Consider the following 21,344-nt stretch of genomic DNA (forward strand, 5'->3'; position numbering starts at 1 on the left):
CCGGCAGACCGATACTTCTTCTGCAGCATCCTGTTTTCAAACGGCCTTCCAACGGCGGCCGCCCGCACCTCACATCAATGATGCAGGATTTTCGATAAAAACTGCTGGGCACGCTCGCCGCGCGGTGTGGTAAAGAACGCTTCCGAAGTAGTATCTTCTTCGATGCGGCCCTGATCCATAAAAATCACGCGGCTGGCCACTTGGCGGGCAAAACCCATTTCATGCGTCACACACATCATGGTCATACCCTCTTTTGCCAGCCCGACCATCACATCCAATACTTCCTGCACCATTTCCGGGTCCAGTGCGGAAGTCGGCTCGTCAAACAGCATCACGACGGGATCCATGCTCAACGCACGGGCAATGGCAACGCGCTGCTGCTGGCCGCCGGAGAGCTGGGCGGGGAATTTGTGCGCATGTGCACTCAATCCCACACGATCGAGATAAGCCAAGCCTTTTTTCTCGGCCTCCTGTTTGCTGCGCCCCAACACTTTAATCTGCGCCACAGTCAGATTGTCGGTAACCGACAGATGCGGAAACAGCTCGAAATGCTGGAATACCATGCCGACGCGGCTGCGCAGCTTGGGCAGGTGGGTTTTTGGGTCGGACAAAGACGTGCCATCCACCACAATATCGCCCTTTTGAAACGGCTCCAAGCCGTTCACACATTTAATCAGCGTGGATTTGCCGCTGCCCGAAGGGCCGCATACCACCACCACATCACCTTTCCGAATGGCGGTCGAACAGTCGGTCAGCACTTGAAAATCGCCGTACCATTTGTTCACGCCGCGAATATCGATCATGGGTTTGTTGTCGCTCATACTTTCAACCTCTGCTGTAATTTTTTCACACCGGCCATCGCCGCCGCACTAATCACAAAATACACCGCACCCGCCAACAGGATATACGGCGTGAGCAGGTTCATCAAATCTCCGCGTACATAGTTGGCACGGAAAAAGTCCACCAGGCCGATGGCCGCCACCAGCGTGGTATCCTGAAACAGAATAATGCTCTGCTGCAAAATCAACGGCAGCATTTTACGGAATGCCTGCGGCAGAATCACCAGCCGCATGGTTTGCCGGTAGGTCATGCCCAGCGCGTAGGCAGCATGGAACTGGCCCTTGGAAATCGACTGGATACCGGCGCGCACCACTTCCGAGAAATAAGCGGCTTCAAACAACATAAAAGCCACCGCGCAGGAAGCAAAAGCCACATTGATGGTCAGATAGCTGCCCGTTATCAGGCTGTACATCATCGGTACGGCGTAATAAAACCAGATCAGCACCAACAGCAGCGGCACAGAACGGAAATAATTGACATAGGTTTTGGCCAGAAACGACAGCCAGCCGAATTTGGACAGCCGCGCCAACGCCAGCAGTGTCCCCAATACAATCCCGCCGATTACGCCGAAAGCCAGCAGTTTCAGGGTAATGCCCAATCCCTGCATCAGCCCCGGCATGGCGGCGGACAATTCGCCCATATTGAGTCCGAACATTATTTACCTCCCTCCGCAAGCAGCCCGGGTACGCGCAGACGGCGTTCCAAGCGGGTCATCAGCATCAGCAGCGTCACATTGACCGCCATGTAAATCAGCGTGGCGTATGTGTAGATTTCCAAATTGCTCTGCGTATACTCGGCAATGGTTTTCACTTGGGAAATCAGTTCAGATACGCCGACCAGCGAAGCAATCGACGCATTTTTGAAACAGTTGGTCAATTCCGAGCCCAAAGGCGGCAGAATGGTGCGGAATGCCTGCGGCAACAGTACTTCGCGGTAAACCTGGCGGGTACGGAAACCCAGCGCATAGGCCGCCTGCGCCTGTCCGCGCGGCAGTGCCTGAATACCGGTGCGCACCTGTTCGCAAATCCGCGCGGCGGTAAACAGCCCCAAACCGATACTGGCCGAGAGCATGGCCGAAGTATTCGGCGCCAGCCCGAAAAACCACCACTGCTTCAAACCTTCGGGAAAGAAATTCGGTACAACGTAATACCAGACAAACAACTGAATCAGCAGCGGCACATTGCGAAACAGCGTCACATAAGCGGTTGCGATGCGGTTCAGGTTGCGGCCGGGCAGCGTGCGCATAATCCCCAGCACCGTACCCAGCACCATCGCAATCGTCCACGCCACCGCACCGATGGCAAACAGCCACAGCAGGCCGGTGATGACCCACTGGAGGTAAATCTCGTTACCGATGCCCGTTTTGTCCCACAAAACGCCCCAATTCCAAACATAATTCATAGTCTATTCCTGATAAGAGGCCGTCTGAAACAGTTTCAGACGGCCTCTTTCGGTTACAAAACGATTACTCGTCAGCCGCTTTATCGTTCGGGTTGGCCAGAATTTCCTTCATCTTATCCGACATCGGGAAAGCCATATTCACGTTTTTCGGCGGAATCGGCTGCTCGAACCATTGGTTGTACATCTTGTTGATTTCATCCGAAGCAAACACTTGGTTCAAGGTATCGTTTACGATTTTTTGGAACTCCGCATCGCCTTTGCGCATCATACAGCCGTAGTTTTCATACGACATCGGTGTGCCGACGATTTCCCATTTTTCCGGGTCGGCCGCCTTGGCACGCGCACCGGCCAGCAGCACATCGTCCATCATAAAGGCCTGTGCGCGGCCGTTTTGCAGCATCAGGAACGATTCGCCGTGGTCTTTGGCAGAAATGACATTGATACCGGCCTGATTTTTGTCGTTGTACTCTTTCAACAGACGCTCGGAAGTGGTACCGGCGGTGGTGACGACCGTTTTGCCTTTCAAGTCGGCATAATCTTTGATGCCTTGTGCTTTATCCGCCAGCAGACGGGTGCCGACGACAAAGAAGTTGTTGGAGAACTGAACCTGTTTTTGGCGTTCCTGATTATTGGTTGTCGAACCGCACTCCAAATCCACCGTGCCGTTTACCACCAGCGGAATACGGTTTTGCGACGTAACCAGATTATAGCGGACTTTCAAATCCGGCAAACCGAGCTGGGTTTTCAGGGCTTCCACCACTTTCAACTGCAAATCGTGCGCATAGCCGATGGGCTGGTTCGGATTGTCGGCAATATAGGAAAAGGGAATGGACGCGTCGCGGTGTCCCAACACAATAGTGCCGGACTGTTTGATTTTATCGATGGTGCTGCCCGCAGCTTCGGCCGGTGCAGCCGATGCGGCTGCCTCTTTCGGTGCTTCGGTTTTCTGACCGCCGCATGCAGCCAGAGACAATGCTGCCATACAGGCCAGTGCCAGAGGTTTGAAAATCTGATTCGCCATACAATGACTCCTTAGGAACATAAATGATGGTTGTTATTCGGCTGGGGCAGACGAGGGAACGCTGCCGGTACAGTTGTCCTATCTTTTCACAGCGCCCGTCGGATTGTCAATAATCGTAAACATTTTAACAAATAAAAACCGTTCGCAACGGAAAAAGTTAAATGATTGATGCGGCATACTTTCCCGGTTATTCATCAGTCATAGAAGTCCGCCGTTTCTGCATCGGCAGATTTTCGCGCTGTCTTGTCCGATGTCCGTTTTCAGACGGCATCCGTCCATGCTGCCGGTAAAAAAACGGGGCGGTTCCTTCCGCCCCCGTTTCATTTCCATCTGCTAACGCTTTTCCTGCTTACGGATCAGATAAACCGCCCATGCGGCAAAAATCAGCGTGGGCAGCGCTGCTGCCAAAAACGGCGGCATACCGTACAACTCGCCGCTAAATCCGAACAGACGGCCGGCAAAATGAAACGCCAGCCCCAGACAGATACCGCCGAACAGCTTCAACCCCATATTGCCGTGGCGGGTGGATTGCGGCGTAAACGCCAGCGCCACCAATGCCATGACCACCGTTGCCACCGGATACATCAGCTTGCGCCACCACGCTATGCGGTATTCACCGGTCTGCTGGCGGTTCTGCTCCAAGTGGCCGATATAGGCGCCCAGCGCAGACACCGACATTTGCGCGGGATCGACCAGCAAAACGTCCAGCAGCTGCCCGTCTATACCTGCCTGCCAATCTTCCTGCACGCTTTGCGAGACACTGACCGCATCGTCTGCCAGCAGGGTGCGGCGGACCTGATACAGACGCCACATTCCGTTTTGCCCGACCACGGCCGACTCCGCCTGCCAGCTTTCGGCCAACTTGAAACCGCCGTCGTGCCGGTAGGCGGTAATGCCGCGCAGCGTACGGTCGGGCAGCATTTCGGCAACATTGACAATGGTACCGCCTTCTTTAATCCAAACCCCGCCCGCACCGGCACTCACGCCGCCGCTGAGTGCGGCCGCCTTCATATTTTCCGCACTGCGGCTGGCTGCCGGTGCACCCCATTCGCCCAGAGCAGCCGTTGCCAGCGCAAAAACCGCCCCGAAAGACAGCAGCACGCCGATCAGGTTTCCGGTACTCATTCCGCTGGTTTTCATGACAGTGATTTCGCTGCCCGCCGCCAACTGGTTCAAAGCCAGCAGCCCGCCGATCAACACCGCCAGCGGCATCAGTTCATAAACATGGGCAGGAATCTGCAAAACCAGATACTGCATGGCTTTGAAGCCGGTATAAGTCCCTTTGCCGATGTCGCCCGATTCATTCATCAAATCGAAAAACAGATACAGTGCCAGAAACGCCAGCAGCGCGTAAACCGTCATTACGCTCAACTGTCTGATAAGATAACGGGCAATCAGTTTCATGCCGCCCCCCCTTTCCCCGGCCGTCTGAACGCGTGCCGCAGCGGCCGGGCAGGCAGACTGCGCAAACGGATCAGCCATAAAGCCAACAGCAGCATCGCGGTATGCAGCGGCAGAAAACCCGCCCAAAAACCGATTTTTCCGTCTTCGACGGCATTGCGCAAAACCGTCAGCCCGTTTTGATAAACCAGAAAAACGCCGATGGCCGACAAGATATTGTAAGTATGGCCGGTACGCGGATTGAAATACGACAGCGGCAGTGCCAGAACCACCAAAACCAGTGCCGCAACCGGCAGCGAAAGCCGCCACATCAGCTCGGCTCTGTACTGGGGCTGACTGCTGCCGATCAAATCGGCCGTGGGAATCGTACGGCGGTGGTCTATGGGGCTGACCAGCTTCGGGCTGCTGCTGACCAGCAGACTCATATGCTCGAACGACACCCGGTTGTAATCGGCCTGCCCCGGCACACCGCTGTAACGGTAACCCTGCGTCAGTTCCAGCGTGCGTCTGCCTTCGTCGGCAGAAAAACGCCCTTCTTTGGCAAAGACGACATTTTCCCGCCCTTTTTCATCACGCTCGCGCAAAAACAGATTGCGCATCAAACCCGACCCGACATCGAAGGTTTCGACAAAATAAACCCGCCCGCCGCTTTTGCCCAAACTGCGGAACACCCCCTGCTCCACCAGAGAAAGCTCCTGTTTCTGTTTGAGAATTTCGGCAAACTCGCGGCTGCGCAACTCCGCCCACGGCAAAACGGACACCTGCATCAGCGCAATCAGCAGGGCAAACGGCAGAGCGAACTGCAAGATCGGCCGCAGCCACTGACGCAGCGACAGCCCCCCCGCCAGCCACACCGCCATTTCACTGTCGCGCCAATAACGGGTCAGCACCGCCAGCACACTGATATAGGCCGTCAGCACCAGCAAAAGCGGAGTCATGCCCAGACTCCAAAAACCGATCAGTGCGGCCACCGCATCGGCCGCCACCCGCCCGTCGGCTGCGCGCCCCAACAGATTAATCGCCTGCGTGGACACCAAAACCGCCAGCAGCACCGCAAAAATACCGACTGCCGTCAGCGTCAGCTCTTTAATAAAATGGCGTTGATAAATCATAATGGTTTTCAGACGGCCTCAAACCGCAGTACAATCCGAGCCGTCATTATCATAGCAGGCCGTCTGAAAAGCCGTTCGTACGTGCTTTTTCCGCCTGCCGGTTATCGGAGAGAAAACGTGGAATTTAGCACAAAAGCCGAGAAATTGCAGCCGGACTCCGGCCGCGCCCGCCTCTATTTCTGTACCCCGGACAGCCCGTTAAACGATGAGGCCGCCAAACTGCTGCGCGCCTCGCTCAAAGAAGGCGAATGCTTTGCCGCCGCGCAAACCGTGGAAAACGGCCGTCTGAACGGCGCGGCCGTAGCGTGTCTGGCCGATCTCGACCGCAAAACCGTCGAAAAAGCCGCTGCCGAAGCCGCCGCCTGGGCACAGAAACAGCAGGCTGTCGATGTGGACTTAACCCCGTTCTGCGAAACCGACAGCCCGCGCGTGGCCGAAATCTTCACGCTGGCCGCCGGTGCTGCGGTTTACCGTTTCGACCGTTTCAAAAAAGAAGCCAAACCGGCCGAACTGAAAAATATCGCGTTTTGCCACGACCGGCACGCCGCCGTAGTGGAACAGGCCCTTGCCTTTGCCCGGGCGGCACTGTACGGCATCAATCTGTGCAAAGATTTGGCCAATACCGCGCCGAATGTCTGCACCCCGACCTATCTGGCCGAAACCGCCAAAGCCGAAGCCGAACAGGCCGGTGCGGCGGGCAAAATTCTCGGCCGCGACTATATTGAAAACCATATGCCCTCTTTCTGGGGCGTGGCCAAAGGCAGCGTGCAGGAACCGAAACTGCTGGAACTTTCCTATTTCGGCGCGGCTGATTCATCTGCCCCCCCCGTGGTGCTGGTCGGCAAAGGGCTGACGTTTGACAGCGGCGGCATCTCGCTCAAACCGGGCGAAGCCATGGACGAAATGAAATACGACATGTGCGGCGCAGCAAGCGTCATCGGCACATTTGTCGCCGCAGTCAAAGCCAAACTGCCCGTCAATCTGATTGCCGTGGTGGCCGCGTGCGAAAATATGCCCGACGGCGGTGCGGCCAAGCCTGGCGACATTGTCAAAGCCATGAACGGCATCACCATCGAAAATCTCAATACCGATGCCGAAGGCCGTCTGGTCTTGTGCGACGCACTCACTTATGCCGAACAGTTCAAACCGGCCGCCGTGATCGATGTCGCCACGCTGACCGGTGCCTGCATCATCGCACTGGGCCATGTCGCCAGCGGCGTGATGGGCAACCGTCAGGAGCTGGTGGACGAACTTCTGGCCGCTTCGCGCGAAAGCAACGACAAAATCTGGCAACTGCCGCTGTTTGAAGAATACAGAGAGCAGCTCAAATCCAATTTTGCCGACCTGCAAAACATCGGCGGCCGCGCCGCCGGTACGATTACCGCCGCCACTTTCCTCGCCCACTTTGCCGAAAACTATCCGTGGGCACATTTGGACATCGCGGGAACGGCGTGGAAATCGGGCAAAGACAAAGGCGCAACCGGCCGGCCGGTACCGCTGCTGCTGCAATTTCTGAAAAACCGCGCTTAAATGCCGCACCGGCGCAGCCCGTTCCCAACGGCTGCGCCGCTTTCCCGTTTTCTCTTTCCTTTTTCAGACGGCCTCCCCATGTCCGAAGCCACTTTCTACACCCATGTTGCCGACTTGCCGCCCTTTGTTGCCCGCCTGTGCCGCCGCGCCCTGTCGGCAGGCAGCCGGGTATTGATCTGGACGGACAGCGAAAGTGAAGCCCTCGAATGGGACAGACTGCTGTGGCAGATTCCGCCCGAAAGCTTCCTGCCGCACGAACCCCTTACCGACGGCCGTCTGCCCGATGATGTTCCCGTCCTGATCGGCAGCGGCAGCCTGCCCGAATCCTCCGGCGGGCGCGCGGTGTTAAACCTGTCGCAGCAAATCTGGCACGGTGCGGGCGAGACCGTGCGCGTGCTCGAAATCATCGGTAGCGGCGAAGACGAACTGGCCGCTGCGCGCAACCGCTTTGCCGCCTACCGCCGTCAGGGATTTACTCTCACACACCACAATATGCACAACAAGGGCTGAACGGAACATGGAGCAGGCCGATTTTTTCGACATTCCCAGCCCCTGCACCGGCGTATGCCAAGTGAACAACAAAGGCTACTGCAAAGGCTGCCTGAGAAGCCGCGAAGAACGGCTCTACTGGCTGCACCTGACCGACGGCCAGAAACACCAAATCATGCGCCTGCTCGCGCAGCGGCGCAAAAAGCTGCAACAGGCCGCACTCGACAGACTGGAAGACTTCGGCCCGGCACCCGAACAAGACCATTTCGATTTTTCCGGCTCTGGTCAGGCCGTCTGAAAACGGGCCGGCATGTTCAGACGGCCTGACCGGTTTGACCCGGATAAGACCCGCCCGACTTTATCCCCCTGCGGCCGCTTTTTTTGCTATCCTTACACCCGATACCTTTCCGACGAGAGACCACTATGAACACGCATTCCGATATTCTGATTGTCGGCGCAGGCCCGGCCGGTTTGAGCTTTGCGCGCACCTTGGCCGACAGCGGTTTGCGCATTACCCTGATCGAAAAAAGCCCGCTTGAAGACATTCAAAATCCTCCTTACGACGGCCGCGAAATCGCACTGACCCACTTATCCAAAGAAATCATGGAAAATCTGGGCATCTGGCAGCGCATCGCCGAAAACGAAATCTACCCGCTCAAAGAAGCCAAAGTCTGGAACGGCAATTCGTCCTACCAGCTGCACTTCCCCCAGCCCAGCCGGGCGCGCGGCGGCAAAACCGACCGTTTGGGCAACCTGATTTCCAACCACAACATCCGCAAAGCCGCCTACGAATCGGTTGCCGGCTGCGCCAACATCGAACTGTTGTGCGGCGTGGGCGTCAAAACCGCCAAAACCACACCCGAACAGGCCGAAGTCCTGCTCGACAACGGCCAAACGCTGACCGCCCGCCTGCTGGTGGCAGCCGACAGCCGTTTTTCGCAAACCCGCCGCCAGCTGGGCATTGCCGCCGATATGCACGATTTCGGCCGCACCGTGATAGTGTGCCGTTTCCGCCACGAGCACAGCAACGAACATACCGCCGTGGAGTTTTTCCAATACGGCCGCACGCTCGCCCTGCTGCCGCTGGAAGAAAATCTGACCAACTGCGTGATTACCATCGATGCCGACAAAGCCCCCGCCCTGTTGGCCCTGTCCGACGAAGCATTAGCCGCCGACATCGAGGCCCAGCTCAAAGGCCGTCTGGGCAAAATGGAAAAAGCGGGCAGCCTGCACACTTACCCGCTGGTGGGCGTACATGCCGACAAGTTTTACACCACCCGTGCCGCACTGATCGGCGATGCGGCCGTCGGTATGCACCCCGTTACCGCCCACGGCTTCAATCTGGGGCTGGAAAGTGCCGATATTCTGGGCAGACTGATTGCCGAAGCCGCACGCGGCGGCCGCGACATCGGTGCAGCCGCGCTGCTGGAAAAATACCATACCAAACACCAGCTCAATACCCGCCCGCTTTATCACGGTACCAATATGATGGTGCGCCTGTTCACCAACGAAGCGGCACCGGCCAAACTGCTGCGCAATCTGGTTCTGCGCGTCAGCAACAATCTGCCGCCGGTCAAAGCCCTGATTACCCGTCAGCTCACGGGCTAGGTTTTCCGCTATAATACTGCGCCCTCCCGTCCGCAAAGGCCGTCTGCGTGCAGCACGAAACTGCCGCTGCGGCCTTTCCGGCTTCTTATTGACAATCATTTGTGCAGAAAGGCTGTATATGGCCTCCGCTTCCCTGTTGATGCTGCTCGACGACATCACTTCCATGCTCGACGATGTCGCGCTGATGACCAAAATGGCCGCCAAAAAAACCGCCGGTGTCGTCGGCGACGATTTGGCACTCAATGCCAACCAAGTTACCGGCATATCGGCCGAACGCGAACTGCCGGTTATCTGGAAAGTGGCCAAAGGGTCACTGGTCAATAAACTCATTCTGATTCCCGCCGCCCTGCTGATTTCCTGGCTGGCTCCCTGGCTGATTACACCGCTTTTGATGGCGGGCGGTGCATTTCTGTGTTTTGAAGGCGTGGAAAAACTGCTGCACAAATTTTTCCCGTCCGGCCAAACCCAACCGGACGAAGCCGAACCAATGGACGAAAACGCCAAAATCAAAGGCGCAATCCGTACCGACTTTATCCTTTCGGCCGAAATCATTGTGATTGCACTGGGTGTGGCCGGTGCCGGTACCGGCTTGGCCGAACGCGCACTGATGCTCTCGGCCGTCGGTCTGGGCATGACGGTTTTGGTTTACGGGCTGGTCGCGCTGATTGTGAAGCTGGACGATTTCGGCCTCTACCTCATGAACAAAGGGCGCACGGCTGAGGCAGCCGGACGGGGCATCATCGCGGTGATGCCGTGGCTGATGCGCGGCCTGAGCATTGCGGGTACTCTGGCCATGTTTTTGGTCGGCGGCGGAATTATCGTCCACGGCATGCCCGCCGTTTCTGCCTTTCTGCACCAAATGCACTGGGACAGCGGCCTGACGGCACAGGCGGCCAATTTAATTGTCGGCCTGATAATCGGCGCGCTGGTCTGCGCGGTGGTCTGCGCGGTGGTTTTGCCGCTGAAAAAATGGTCTGCACGCCAAAACACCCATTAACCGATCCCGAGGCCGTATGAATCTGCTTGCCCGCCCCCTTTATTATTGGCCGCTGCTCATTCTGACCGCCGCCGCCACGCCGCTGGCTTTTGCGCCGTATTATCTGTTCTGGCTGATGCCGCTGCTTTTTGCCGTACTGACCGCCCTGCTGCACCTGCGCCCCGAGCGGCAGATCCGCAGTGCCTATGTATTCGGTCTGACCGCCTATACCGCCCAGTTTTATTGGGTGTATACCGCGCTGCATACCGTTTCCGGCCTGCCCAAACTCTATGCCGTGCCGCTCACGTTCCTGCTGCCCGCCTATCTGGCACTGTTTCCGGCGGCGGCGGTGTGGCTGTGGCGGCAGACCCGCCTGCCGCGCCTGTTATCGGCCGGCATCGTCCTGCCGCTGTGCTGGACGCTGGCCGAATTCGCCCGCGAACGCCTGCTGACCGGTTTCGGCTGGGGCGCATTGGGCTACTCGCAAATTGCCGACGCCTCGCCCTTGGCCGGCTGGATCAGCATCGGCGGCATCCACCTGCTCACGCTCGTTACCGCCGCCTGCGGCACATGGCTCTACCTGCTGGTTTCGCGCGCCACTCCGCTGCGCAGCCGTGTTGTGCTGGCCGTCTGTATGGCGTTTTATCTGATGCTGGGCATCTGGTTCAAACAAACCGACTACACCCGCCCCGTCGGCCGTCCCGTCAGCGTTGCCCTGATACAGGGCAATATCGAACAGGGGCTGAAATTCCGTGAAGACCAATTCCTGCCCACTCTGCAAACCTATTACCGCCGCGTGGCCGATGCCCGTGCCGATATCGTCATTCTGCCCGAAACCGCCATTCCGGCCATGCGGCAGGATCTGCCTCAAAGCGTGCTGGACGAATTTGCCGCCGCCGCCCGTGCCAACGGCAGCGCGCTGGCCGTGGGCATACCGCAATATACCGACGACACCCGCAGCGCCTATCTCAATTCGGCCGTCCACCTGACCGCCGATACGGCCGGCAGCACACCACTGCCCGCCTATTCCAAAAACCATCTTGTGCCGTTCGGCGAATACAAACCGCTGCCCGCGCTGACCGAACCGCTCTACCGCCTGATGGATATGCCGCTGTCCGATTTCCGGCGCGGCGGCGCGGCACAGCCCCCATTTGACATGGCCGGGCAAAAAGTGGCCTTCAATATCTGTTATGAAGACGGCTTCGGCGAAGAGTTGATTGCTTCCGCACAGCAAGCCACCCTGTTGGCGAACATCAGCAACATGGCCTGGTACGGCCGTTCCAACGCCATGTTCCAGCAGCTCCAACAATCCCAGGCACGCGCACTCGAACTGGGACGCTACATGGTGCGCGCCACCAATACCGGCGCCACCGCCATCGTCGATCACAAAGGACGCATCGTCTCCCAAGCCCTGCCCGATACCGAAACCACCCTCGAAGGCACGGTACAGGGCATGAGCGGCCAAACGCCCTATATGATGTACGGCAGCCGCTGGCTGTGGGCGGTGGCCGCCGCCGTCGCCGCACTGGTGCTGCACGGCAGGCTGACACGGCGCAAAGATACATAAATTAACCCCGAAAATCTGGACAGTACCGCACGTATCCTGTATTAGTAACTGCTTTGCACCGGCAAACTTTTTCAACGGCCGATACACAAAACCATCCGGCCGAAGCCGTTTTCAGACGGCCTGAACACACCCATCAGAAAGACCCGCATGAGCCAAACCGCCCTAGCCGAACGCCCCGTTACCCTGCCCGTCCCCAGCGGGCACGGCAGCCTCGAACAGTATATCCACACGGTCAACAGCATTCCCATGCTCACGCCCGAAGAAGAGCATTCGCTGGCCGAGCGCAAAATGGCCGGCGATATGGAAGCGGCCAAACAGCTGATTTTGTCGCATCTGCGCGTGGTCGTTTCCATCGCGCGCGGCTACGACGGCTACGGCCTCAATCAGGCCGACCTGATTCAGGAAGGCAATATCGGCCTGATGAAAGCCGTCAAACGTTACGAACCCGACCGCGGCGCACGCCTGTTTTCTTTCGCCGTGCATTGGATTAAGGCCGAAATCCACGAATTTATCCTGCGCAACTGGCGGCTGGTGCGCGTGGCCACCACCAAGCCGCAGCGCAAACTGTTTTTCAACCTGCGTTCCATGCGCAAATCGCTCTCCGCACTCAGCCCGAAAGAAGCGCAGGCCATTGCCGACGACTTGGGCGTGAAACTGTCGGACGTGATGGAAATGGAACAACGCATGACCGGCCGCGATGTCGCCCTGCTGGCCGACAACAGCGACGATGACGACAAGAACTTCGCCCCTATCGACTGGCTGGCCGACAACGACACCGAACCGACCCGCCAAATCGAGCAGAAAGCACATTACGCCCTGCAAACCGAAGGCCTGCAAAACGCACTGGCCAAGCTGGACGACCGCAGCCGGCGCATTGTCGAAACCCGCTGGCTGCAAGACGACGGCGGGCTGACCCTGCACCAGCTGGCCGAAGAATACGGCGTATCCGCCGAACGGATCCGCCAAATCGAAGTCAAAGCGATGCAGAAACTGCGCGGCTTTCTGGCCGAAGAAACCGGCGGTTAAAACCCGAAAGGCCGTCTGAAATCCGCCCGCACACGGTTTCAGACGGCCTTTTTCCGCAAGAGGGCTGACCGGGCGGCACAGCTGACCGCCCCCACCACGAAGAAAGAACCATCATGACACTTCCCTCCACCATCTATTTGGCCGGCGGCTGCTTTTGGGGCATAGAAGCCTATTTCCGGCGCATCGGCGGCATCATCGATGCCGTTTCCGGCTACGCCAACGGCCGTACCGCCAATCCAAGCTACGAAGACGTCTGCCGCCGCAACAGCGGCCACGCCGAAACAGTCAAAATCGTCTATAACAGCGCGGCGGTCAGTCTGGACGATATTCTGCGCCACTATTTCCGCCTGATCGATCCCGTTTCGCTAAACCGTCAGGGCAACGACTGCGGCAGCCAGTACCGCACCGGCATCTATTACACCGGCGAAGCCGACCTGCCCGTTATCCGCAGCGCATTGGCCGAAGTCCAAGCACAATACCGCGAACCGCTGGCGGTGGAATGCCTGCCGCTGGTGCATTTCTACCCCGCCGAAGACTATCATCAAAACTATCTGGGCAAAAATCCCGACGGCTACTGCCATATCGATCTCAGCCTGGCCAGTGTGCCGCTGGCGGGCAAAGCCGCGCCCAAAGGCTTTCAGGCCGAAACCTACCGCCAACCCGATACAGCCGAACTCAAACGCCGTCTGAATCCCGAACAGTTCCGCATCACACAGGAAGCCGGAACCGAACACCCGTTCAGCCACGAATACGACCGCCTGTTTGCCGAAGGCATTTATGTCGATATTGTCAGCGGCGAGCCGCTGTTTGCCTCAGGCGACAAATTCGATTCCGGCTGCGGCTGGCCGAGTTTCAGCCGCCCGATTGCACCCGACGCGCTTACCGCCCGCCAAGACCTCAGCCACGGCATGCAGCGGGTGGAAGTGCGCAGCCGCCACGCCGATTCGCATCTGGGGCACGTCTTCCCCGACGGCCCGCCCGAATCGGGCGGCCTGCGCTTCTGCATTAACGGTGCCGCCCTGCGCTTTATCCCGCTGGCGGAAATGGAAAAAGAAGGTTACGGCGCATGGAAAGCAACAATCGGCTGATACCGCCCGCGCCGTCGAAATGGCTGCCGACGCTGATGGCGGTGGTGATTTTCATGCAGATGCTGGATGCGACCATTCTCAATACCGCACTGCCGAAAATGGCGCAGGATTTGAACCAGTCACCGCTCAATATGCAGTCGGCCGTCATCTCCTACGCCCTGACGCTGGCACTGCTGATGCCTGCCAGCGGCTACCTGTGCGACCGCTTCGGTACGAAAAAAGTCTTTATCGCCGCGCTGGCACTGTTTGTCGCCGGTTCGGCACTGTGCGCCGCCGCCCCCAACCTTACCATACTGGTCGCCGCACGCATCATACAGGGCTTGGGCGGTGCCATGCTGGTTCCGGTACCCAGACTGGTCGTTTTGCGCGCCTACGATAAATCCCGGCTGCTGCAAACGATGAACTACATCATCATGCCCGCGCTGCTGGGGCCGATTCTGGGGCCGGTACTGGGCGGTTATCTGGTGGACTATGCGGGCTGGCATTGGATTTTCCTGATTAATCTGCCTATCGGTGCGGCCGCCTTGTGGCTGAGCAGCAGAATCATGCCCGATTTTTACGCCCCCGCAGGCGGCAAACCCCGTTTCGATACACCGGGATTCCTGCTCTTCGCACTGGCTGCCGTAGGGCTGAGTCTGGCGGTGGAAATACTGTCGCAAAACGGCAGTCCCTTGGCGGCCGCCCTCTGCCTGCTGCTGGGGCTGTTCGGGCTGTACCGCTTCCGTCTGCACGCGCGGCAGGACGGCGAACGCTCGCTGTACCCGCCCAGGCTGTTTCTGGTGCGCACCTTCCGCATCGGCATCATCGGCAACCTGCTCAGCCGTCTGGGCATGGCGGCCATGCCGTTTCTGATGCCGCTGCTGCTGCAAGTGGCTTTCGGCCGCAGTGCCAGTACCGCAGGCTGGGTTCTGGCACCGGTCGGACTGGCCGCCCTGCTGATGAAGCCGCTGATCAAACCGCTGATGGACCGGCTCGGCTACCGCACCGTTCTGGTCTGGAATACCCGCCTGATCGGCCTGATCATCATGTCCTTCGCCCTGCCCGACGCGTCCACGCCGCTGTGGCTCCTGATGCCGATGCTGTTTGTGCTCGGCCTGTGCAACTCGCTGCAATACTCGGCCATGAACACACTGACCATTGCCGACCTGCGGCCCGTCCATGCGGGCAGCGGAAACAGCCTGATGGCCGTCAATCAGCAGTTGGCCATCAGTTTCGGCATCGCACTGGGCGCGATGCTGCTCAACGCTTTCCGCAGCTGGCCCGCCGCCGCACCCGAAATTCACGACGCCTTCCGCTACACTTTTCTGACAATCGGCAGCATTACCTTTGCTTCTGCCTGCGTCTTTGCCCGCCTGCACCCGCGGGACGGTGCCAACCTGATCCGTCCCGCCGGGGCCGTCTGAAAACGGCGGATACCGGCACAGCCGCCCTATCCGTTTTTCAGACGGCCTGTCCGCCATAAGGAAACGCCATGCACACGCCCCGACAGGCCGTATCGCTGATGCGGCAGCAAAAAGAACAGGCAGCGGCAGCCTACCTGCGCCACCGCCGCCCCGGCCGTTTTTTCCGCCAATACGGCGCGGCACTCGACACCCTGATGCAGTCGCTGTGGCAGCAGCGGTTTGCCGGTACGCCGTTCTGCCTGCTCGCCGTGGGCGGCTACGGGCGCGGCGAAATGTATCCGCATTCCGACCTGGATCTGGCTTTGGTTACCGAAACCGAAGCAACTGCCGCCGAGCGCGAAAGCATAGCGGATTTCGTGCAGTTTTTATGGGACAACGGCCTCACGCCCGCCGTCAAAACCGGCACAGCAACCGAACTGGCCGCCGCAGCCGCCGACGACTTGACCGCCGAAACCGCGTTGCTCGAAGCGCGCTTTCTGTGCGGCAGCCGCACCTTGGCCGACCGCCTGACCCGCACACTCATACGCTCGCACAACCCGGCCGCCTTTATCGAAGGCAAACTGCTGGAAATGCAGGAGCGGCACAACAAACAGCAGGGCTCCGGCGCGGTACTCGAACCGAACGTCAAAACCTGCCCCGGCGGCCTGCGCGACATCCACACTATGATCTGGCTAGCCAAAGCGCAGGGACTGAGTGCCGACATCGGCGAACTGACAGCCAAACGCCTGCTGACCCGCGCCGAAGCGGGACAGTTGATGCACAGCCACAAAACGCTGGCGCAAATCCGTATCGAACTGCATCTGGCCGAAGGACGGGAACAGGACCGCCTGCTGTTCGACCTGCAAAGCCGCATTGCCGGCAGCATGGGTTTCCACGGCGACAACCGCTGCCGCAGCGAACAATTGATGCACACGTTCTACCGTGCCGCCAAAGCCGTCAAACAGCTCAACGGCATTCTGCTGCCCGTGCTGGCCGGACGTGTTTACTCGCGCCTGCCGCGCATCGTGCGCCCGATTGACGGGCATTATTATCAGGTCGGCCGCCTGATTGCCGTGTACGACATCCATCTGTTCCGCAAGCAGCCCGAACAGATTTTGACCGCCGTCGAATGGTTGCAGAAACGCAGCGGCCTGACCGCCCTCGCCCCCGACACCCTGCGCGCGTGGTGGGCGGCCGCCCGCAAAATCAACCGCCGCTTCTACGAAAACGAAGCCAACCGCCGCCGCTTTATCGGCCTGTTCCGCCACGGCAGCGGGCTGACCCGTGTGATGCGTTTTCTCAATCTCTACGGCGTACTCGGCCGCTACCTGCCCGCGTGGGGCAAAATCGTCGGCCTGCTCCAACACGATTTGTTCCACATTTATCCCGTAGACGACCATATCCTGACCGTTCTGCGCAATATACGCCGTCTGAATCAGGAAGAACACGCGCACGAGCTGCCTTTTGCCAGCGCGCAGATGGCCGCATTCGACAAACCCCATATCCTGTATCTGGCCGCCCTGTTCCACGACATCGCCAAAGGGCGCGGCGGCGACCATGCCCAACTGGGCGTTGCCGATGCGCGCCGTTTTGCCGAAGACCATTTTCTCGACGCGGCCGATACCGCACTATTGTGCTGGCTGGTGGAAGACCATCTCCTGATGTCGCTGACCGCGCAAAAAGAAGACATCGGCGACCCCGCCGTTATCGAACGCTTCTGCGCCAAAGTACAGACACCCGAACGGCTGGCGGCACTCTATCTGCTGACCGTGGCCGACATCCGGGGCACCAACCCGAAAATCTGGAATTCGTGGAAAGCCAATCTGCTCGAAACACTTTTTCAGACGGCCAACCGCCGTTTTTCCGGCCAAACCGACAGCCGTGCCCTATTAAGCAGCCGCCGTCAGGAAGCTGCCGCCGAAGTGCTGGCCCAAGCGGGCTTCGATACCAAACAGCAGCGCCGTTTGTGGCAGGCACTGGGCGATGCCTATTTCGTCCGCCACGAAAAACAGGAAATCGTCTGGCATCTGCCCCATCTGGCGGCCGACCCCGAAGCGGCGTGCGTGCAAATCCGCCCCTATCTCGCCCCCGGCCTGCTGCAAGTGATGGTCTACCTGCCCAACCGTCCGCGCCTGTTTGCCCGCCTGTGCCGCATTTTCAGCCGGAATCAGCTGGATATTGCCGCCGCACGCGCCTTTGTCAGCGCACACGATTATGTTCTGGATACGTTCTTAGTGCAGCTTCCCGCCGGATTCGACGAAGCCGATACCGAGCGCACCATACGCCGTCTGAACAGCGAACTGCATGCCTTTATCGCCGGCAACGCCCGAATCGACGGCGGCGGCGGCCGGCCCGGCCGGCGCGCGCGCCATCTGCCGATACCGCCCGTTGTCGAACTGGTGGCCGACGAAGAACATGCCGGCTGGTACAGTCTGGACGTTATCGCCGTCAACCGCCCCTACCTGCTGGCCGATATTGCCGATGTATTCAACCGCCACGGCATCAGCCTGCGCTACGCCAAAATCAACACGCTGGACGAACGCGCGGAAGACAGCTTCTGGCTCTTCTGCCCGCAACTGGGCGACACCAACCGCCGCCTGGCCTTCAAACGCGACCTGCTCGACTGCCTGAGCGAGTAGACACAATCCGCGCTATAATCCGCGCTTTTTAATGGAAACAACCATGCAAACCGAAATCGAACTCAAAATTCTGCGCCCAGAAATGGCGGACAAACTGCCCGCCTACGCCACCCCCGGTTCCGCCGGCCTCGACCTGCGCGCCTGTCTGGACACCGCCCTCACACTCGCCCCGGGCGAAGCCGCCCTGATTCCTACCGGGCTGGCCGTCCATCTGGCCGACCCCGACTATGCCGCCGTACTGCTGCCGCGCTCGGGACTCGGCCACAAACACGGCATCGTACTGGGCAATCTGGTGGGACTGATTGACTCGGACTATCAGGGCGAATTGAAAGTTTCGCTGTGGAACCGCAGCAGCGAACCGTTCACCGTCGAACCGTTCGAACGCATTGCCCAGATGGTAATCGTTCCCGTAGTACAGGCCGCGTTCAAAGTCGTTACCGAATTTGCCCGCAGCGAACGCGGCGAAGGCGGCTTCGGCAGCACCGGCAAAGCCTGACGACGGCAACGGTCATGCCGCAGACCGCAAAAACAGAAAACAGATACGGATCGGCCGTCTGAAAACGCAGAACTTTTTCTGCGTTTTCAGACGGCCCCAATACAAAAATACCGCCCCGAAAGGCGGTATCTTGTTATTCTGGTGCCGGCGGCAGGATTCGAACTCGCGACCCCCTGATTACAAGTCAGGTGCTCTACCAACTGAGCTACACCGGCTGAACAAGCTGGCATTATGCCCCTTTCTTTTTCCCTTAGCAAGGGCATAATGCCGTTTTTCCGGCAAAATCGGTTTATCGCAATGTTTTTAAACCGAATAAAATCAGCCCGCAGCAACCCATTCCGCCACTGCGTTTTCCAAACGTGCCAAGCCTTCTCCGGCGTCGTCATCATTCAGCAGCAGGCTCGGTGCCAGACGCAGCACATCGCCGCCCGCCACCAGCACCATCACGCCCGCATTCAGCGCGGCGGCACTCAATTCGCCCGCCCGCCCGCGATAGGCTCCGGCCAACACGCAGCCGATCAGCAGCCCCTGCCCGCGCACTTCGTCAAACACGCCATAGCGGCGGCCGATGTCGGCCAGACGGCTGCGCAGTTTTTCGCCCTGCACACGCACATTGTCCAGCGTGGCTTCGCTGTTAATCACATCGAAAGCGGCCGCACCCACCGCGCAGGCCAGCGGATTGCCGCCGAAAGTCGAGCCGTGCGTGCCGAGACCGAACGACGGCGCAAAGCGGTCGGTTGTCAGCATCGCGCCGATGGGGAAACCGCCGCCGAGTGCTTTGGCGCTGGTCAGTATATCGGGCAACGTGCCGTATTGCTGATGGGCAAACAGGCGGCCGGTTCGCCCCATACCGGTTTGCACTTCATCGAAAATCAGCGCGGCCTGATGGCGGTCGCACACTTCGCGTACAGCCTGCAAAAACTCGGCATCGGCAGGCAGTACGCCGCTTTCGCCCTGCACCGGCTCGATGATGACCGCGCAGGTCTGTCCGTTCACCGCACCGCGCAGGGCTTGGACATCGTTAAACGGAATATGGCGGATACCGGCGGGCAGCGGGGCGAAATCGCTGCTGTATTTGGGTTGGCCGCCCACAGAAACGGTAAACAGTGTGCGGCCGTGAAAGGCATTGGTGCAGGCGACGATTTCGTTTTTGCCGCTGCCGAAATGGTCGCGCGCGTATTTGCGCGCCAGTTTCAGCGCGGCCTCGTTGGCTTCGGCACCGGAATTGCAGAAAAAGACTTTATCGGCAAAAGTATGTTTGGTCAGCCGTTCGGCCAAAGCCTGTGCCGCTTCGGTGGTGTAGAGGTTGGAGATGTGCCACAGCTTGCCTGCCTGTCCGGTCAGCGCGGCCACCAAAGCCGGGTGGCAGTGTCCCAAAGCGTTTACGGCAATGCCGCCGGCCAAGTCGATATATTCGCGCCCCTGCGTATCCCACACACGGCTGCCCAAGCCGCGCTCGGGTATGATCGGTGCAAAGGCGAAATTGGGGGTTAAATAACGGTTCATGGTGTTGTTCCTTTCCATATCTGCTGGACGTGCGGCACATCAGGCCGTCTGAATGGGCGCACGGATTGTCCTGCCGCCTGTCTTCCGGCCTGTTTCAGACGGCCTTGCCCGCCGCCATCGCGGTTTTCAGCAGGCGGGCGGTATTTTCCGCCGCCGCTTCGATGTTCTGCGCGGCAGCGGCCAAAATATTTTCGCGGCTGTCTATCCGCTGCAACACCGGCACCACCGCATCGATGCCGTACCCGTACACCGCAGCGTAATCTCTACCCACCCCGCCCACCAGCGCGATAACGGGTTTGCCGAACCGCTTGGCGGTTTTGGCCACGCCCACCGGTGTTTTGCCGCGTATGCTCTGGCCGTCCATTCGGCCCTCGCCGGTAATGACCCAGTCGGCAGCAGCCACTTTCTCCGCCAGACCGACCGCTTCGGCAACAATCTCCACGCCCGGACGCAGGCGCACTTGCGGCAACAGCAGCAGGCCGCCGCCCATACCGCCCGCCGCACCCGCACCGGCCACATCTGCCATATCGGTTCCGCAGTCGTGCCGCGCCACATCGGCAAAACGGCGCAGAGCCGCGTCCAGCTGCGCCACCATCGCCGCATCCGCACCTTTCTGCGGCCCGAACACCGCCGATGCGCCGTTTGCGCCGCACAAGGGATTGTCCACATCACAGGCCGTCTGAATGTCTACATCGTGCAGCCGCCGGTCCAGCCCCGACAAATCCAGCCGCGCCAGCCGGGCCAAAGCCGCACCGCCTGCCGCCAGCGGCCTGCCCGCCTCATCGGTCAGACGCGCGCCCAAGGCGCACAGCATCCCCGCCCCCGCATCGTTGGTGGCACTGCCGCCGATGCCGAGAATGATCCGTTTCACGCCCAAATCGAGCGCGGCGCGTATCAATTCGCCCGTGCCGTAGCTGCTTGCCGTCAGCGGGTTGCGCTCGGACGGCGGCACCAGATGCAGGCCGCTGGCCGCCGCCATTTCCAGTACGGCGGTTTCCCCGTCGCCGGAGACGGCAAACTGCGCTCGGTGCCGCCCACCCGTCGGCGAAGTTACCTCAACCGTTTCCAGACGGCCGCCCAAAGCATCGCACAAAGACTCGACCGTCCCTTCACCGCCGTCGGCCATCGGTATCCGCACATAATCCGCATCAGGAAAGACTTTGCGCCACCCCCGCTCCACCGCCCGCGCCACCTGATCCGCGCTCAGGCTTTCTTTAAACGAATCCGGTGCAATCACTACTTTCATCACATTTTCTCCACAG

The 21,344-nt window shown here is 59.4% G+C and carries 18 protein-coding genes, 1 tRNA gene and 1 pseudogene; 11 read left to right on the forward strand and 9 right to left on the reverse strand.

Annotated elements, in window-relative coordinates; translation table 11 throughout:
- Positions 1-74: 74 nt before the first annotated feature.
- The 6 genes from ORY85_RS04425 to lptF form a co-directional block, all read right to left on the reverse strand.
- Positions 75-803, reverse strand: a complete 729-nt coding sequence (locus tag ORY85_RS04425) for an amino acid ABC transporter ATP-binding protein (protein ID WP_274571320.1) — start codon at positions 801-803, stop codon at positions 75-77.
- Between the two features lie 14 nt (positions 804-817).
- Positions 818-1,495, reverse strand: a complete 678-nt coding sequence (locus ORY85_RS04430) for an amino acid ABC transporter permease (RefSeq protein ID WP_274571167.1) — start codon at positions 1,493-1,495, stop codon at positions 818-820.
- On the reverse strand, positions 1,495-2,241 hold the full coding sequence (locus ORY85_RS04435; RefSeq protein WP_274571166.1) for an amino acid ABC transporter permease: 747 nt from the start codon (positions 2,239-2,241) through the stop codon (positions 1,495-1,497). The genes ORY85_RS04430 and ORY85_RS04435 overlap by 1 nt, the downstream gene beginning before the upstream one ends.
- A 64-nt stretch (positions 2,242-2,305) precedes the next feature.
- Positions 2,306-3,262 (reverse strand): glutamate/aspartate ABC transporter substrate-binding protein, encoded by a 957-nt coding sequence (locus ORY85_RS04440; RefSeq protein WP_274571165.1) that lies wholly within the window; start codon positions 3,260-3,262, stop codon positions 2,306-2,308.
- A gap of 333 nt (positions 3,263-3,595) precedes the next feature.
- Positions 3,596-4,666, reverse strand: a complete 1,071-nt coding sequence (gene lptG / locus ORY85_RS04445; protein ID WP_274571164.1) for an LPS export ABC transporter permease LptG — start codon at positions 4,664-4,666, stop codon at positions 3,596-3,598.
- On the reverse strand, positions 4,663-5,775 hold the full coding sequence (gene lptF, locus ORY85_RS04450) for an LPS export ABC transporter permease LptF (RefSeq protein ID WP_274571163.1): 1,113 nt from the start codon (positions 5,773-5,775) through the stop codon (positions 4,663-4,665). The genes lptG and lptF overlap by 4 nt, the downstream gene beginning before the upstream one ends.
- Before the next feature lie 117 nt (positions 5,776-5,892).
- On the opposite strand from lptF, the gene ORY85_RS04455 reads away from it, so the two are divergent.
- The 11 genes and pseudogenes from ORY85_RS04455 (at position 5,893) to dut (ending at position 18,576) form a co-directional block, all read left to right on the forward strand.
- On the forward strand, positions 5,893-7,305 hold the full coding sequence (locus ORY85_RS04455; RefSeq protein WP_274571162.1) for a leucyl aminopeptidase: 1,413 nt from the start codon (positions 5,893-5,895) through the stop codon (positions 7,303-7,305).
- Between the two features lie 78 nt (positions 7,306-7,383).
- Positions 7,384-7,815, forward strand: coding sequence for a DNA polymerase III subunit chi (locus ORY85_RS04460; protein WP_274571161.1), 432 nt, complete (start codon positions 7,384-7,386; stop codon positions 7,813-7,815).
- A gap of 7 nt (positions 7,816-7,822) precedes the next feature.
- Positions 7,823-8,092: a DUF1289 domain-containing protein gene (locus tag ORY85_RS04465; protein ID WP_274571160.1), complete on the forward strand. Its 270-nt coding sequence runs from the start codon at positions 7,823-7,825 to the stop codon at positions 8,090-8,092.
- A gap of 125 nt (positions 8,093-8,217) precedes the next feature.
- Positions 8,218-9,402 (forward strand): 5-demethoxyubiquinol-8 5-hydroxylase UbiM, encoded by a 1,185-nt coding sequence (ubiM, locus tag ORY85_RS04470; protein WP_274571159.1) that lies wholly within the window; start codon positions 8,218-8,220, stop codon positions 9,400-9,402.
- A 118-nt stretch (positions 9,403-9,520) separates the two neighbouring features.
- Entirely contained in the window at positions 9,521-10,399 is an 879-nt protein-coding gene (locus ORY85_RS04475; protein WP_274571158.1) for a DUF808 domain-containing protein, read from the forward strand.
- A gap of 16 nt (positions 10,400-10,415) precedes the next feature.
- Complete coding sequence (lnt, locus tag ORY85_RS04480; protein WP_274571157.1) at positions 10,416-11,945, forward strand: apolipoprotein N-acyltransferase; 1,530 nt, start codon at positions 10,416-10,418, stop codon at positions 11,943-11,945.
- A gap of 147 nt (positions 11,946-12,092) precedes the next feature.
- Positions 12,093-12,971, forward strand: coding sequence for an RNA polymerase sigma factor RpoH (gene rpoH, locus ORY85_RS04485; protein WP_274571156.1), 879 nt, complete (start codon positions 12,093-12,095; stop codon positions 12,969-12,971).
- A 128-nt stretch (positions 12,972-13,099) separates the two neighbouring features.
- A pseudogene (gene msrAB, locus ORY85_RS04490) lies at positions 13,100-14,059 on the forward strand (bifunctional peptide-methionine (S)-S-oxide reductase MsrA/peptide-methionine (R)-S-oxide reductase MsrB); the annotation flags it as partial.
- Complete coding sequence (locus ORY85_RS04495; RefSeq protein WP_274571155.1) at positions 14,038-15,462, forward strand: DHA2 family efflux MFS transporter permease subunit; 1,425 nt, start codon at positions 14,038-14,040, stop codon at positions 15,460-15,462. The pseudogene msrAB and the gene ORY85_RS04495, both read left to right, overlap by 22 nt.
- 68 nt (positions 15,463-15,530) lie before the next feature.
- The gene (gene glnD, locus ORY85_RS04500) at positions 15,531-18,080 is read left to right on the forward strand and encodes a [protein-PII] uridylyltransferase (protein WP_274571154.1); all 2,550 of its coding nucleotides are present in this window, start codon (positions 15,531-15,533) and stop codon (positions 18,078-18,080) included.
- A 43-nt stretch (positions 18,081-18,123) separates the two neighbouring features.
- Positions 18,124-18,576, forward strand: coding sequence for a dUTP diphosphatase (dut, locus tag ORY85_RS04505; protein ID WP_274571153.1), 453 nt, complete (start codon positions 18,124-18,126; stop codon positions 18,574-18,576).
- A gap of 139 nt (positions 18,577-18,715) precedes the next feature.
- On the opposite strand, the gene ORY85_RS04510 is transcribed toward dut, so the two are convergent.
- The 3 genes from ORY85_RS04510 to ORY85_RS04520 form a co-directional block, all read right to left on the reverse strand.
- Positions 18,716-18,791: transfer RNA gene (locus ORY85_RS04510), tRNA-Thr, on the reverse strand.
- Positions 18,792-18,894: 103 nt separating this feature from the next.
- Entirely contained in the window at positions 18,895-20,082 is a 1,188-nt protein-coding gene (locus ORY85_RS04515) for an acetylornithine/succinyldiaminopimelate transaminase (protein WP_274571152.1), read from the reverse strand.
- Positions 20,083-20,176: 94 nt separating this feature from the next.
- The gene (locus ORY85_RS04520; protein WP_274571151.1) at positions 20,177-21,328 is read right to left on the reverse strand and encodes a glycerate kinase; all 1,152 of its coding nucleotides are present in this window, start codon (positions 21,326-21,328) and stop codon (positions 20,177-20,179) included.
- Between the last annotated feature and the right edge of the window lie 16 nt (positions 21,329-21,344).

The sequence above is a fragment of the Neisseria leonii genome, from assembly GCF_028776105.2.
GTDB lineage: Bacteria > Pseudomonadota > Gammaproteobacteria > Burkholderiales > Neisseriaceae > Neisseria > Neisseria leonii.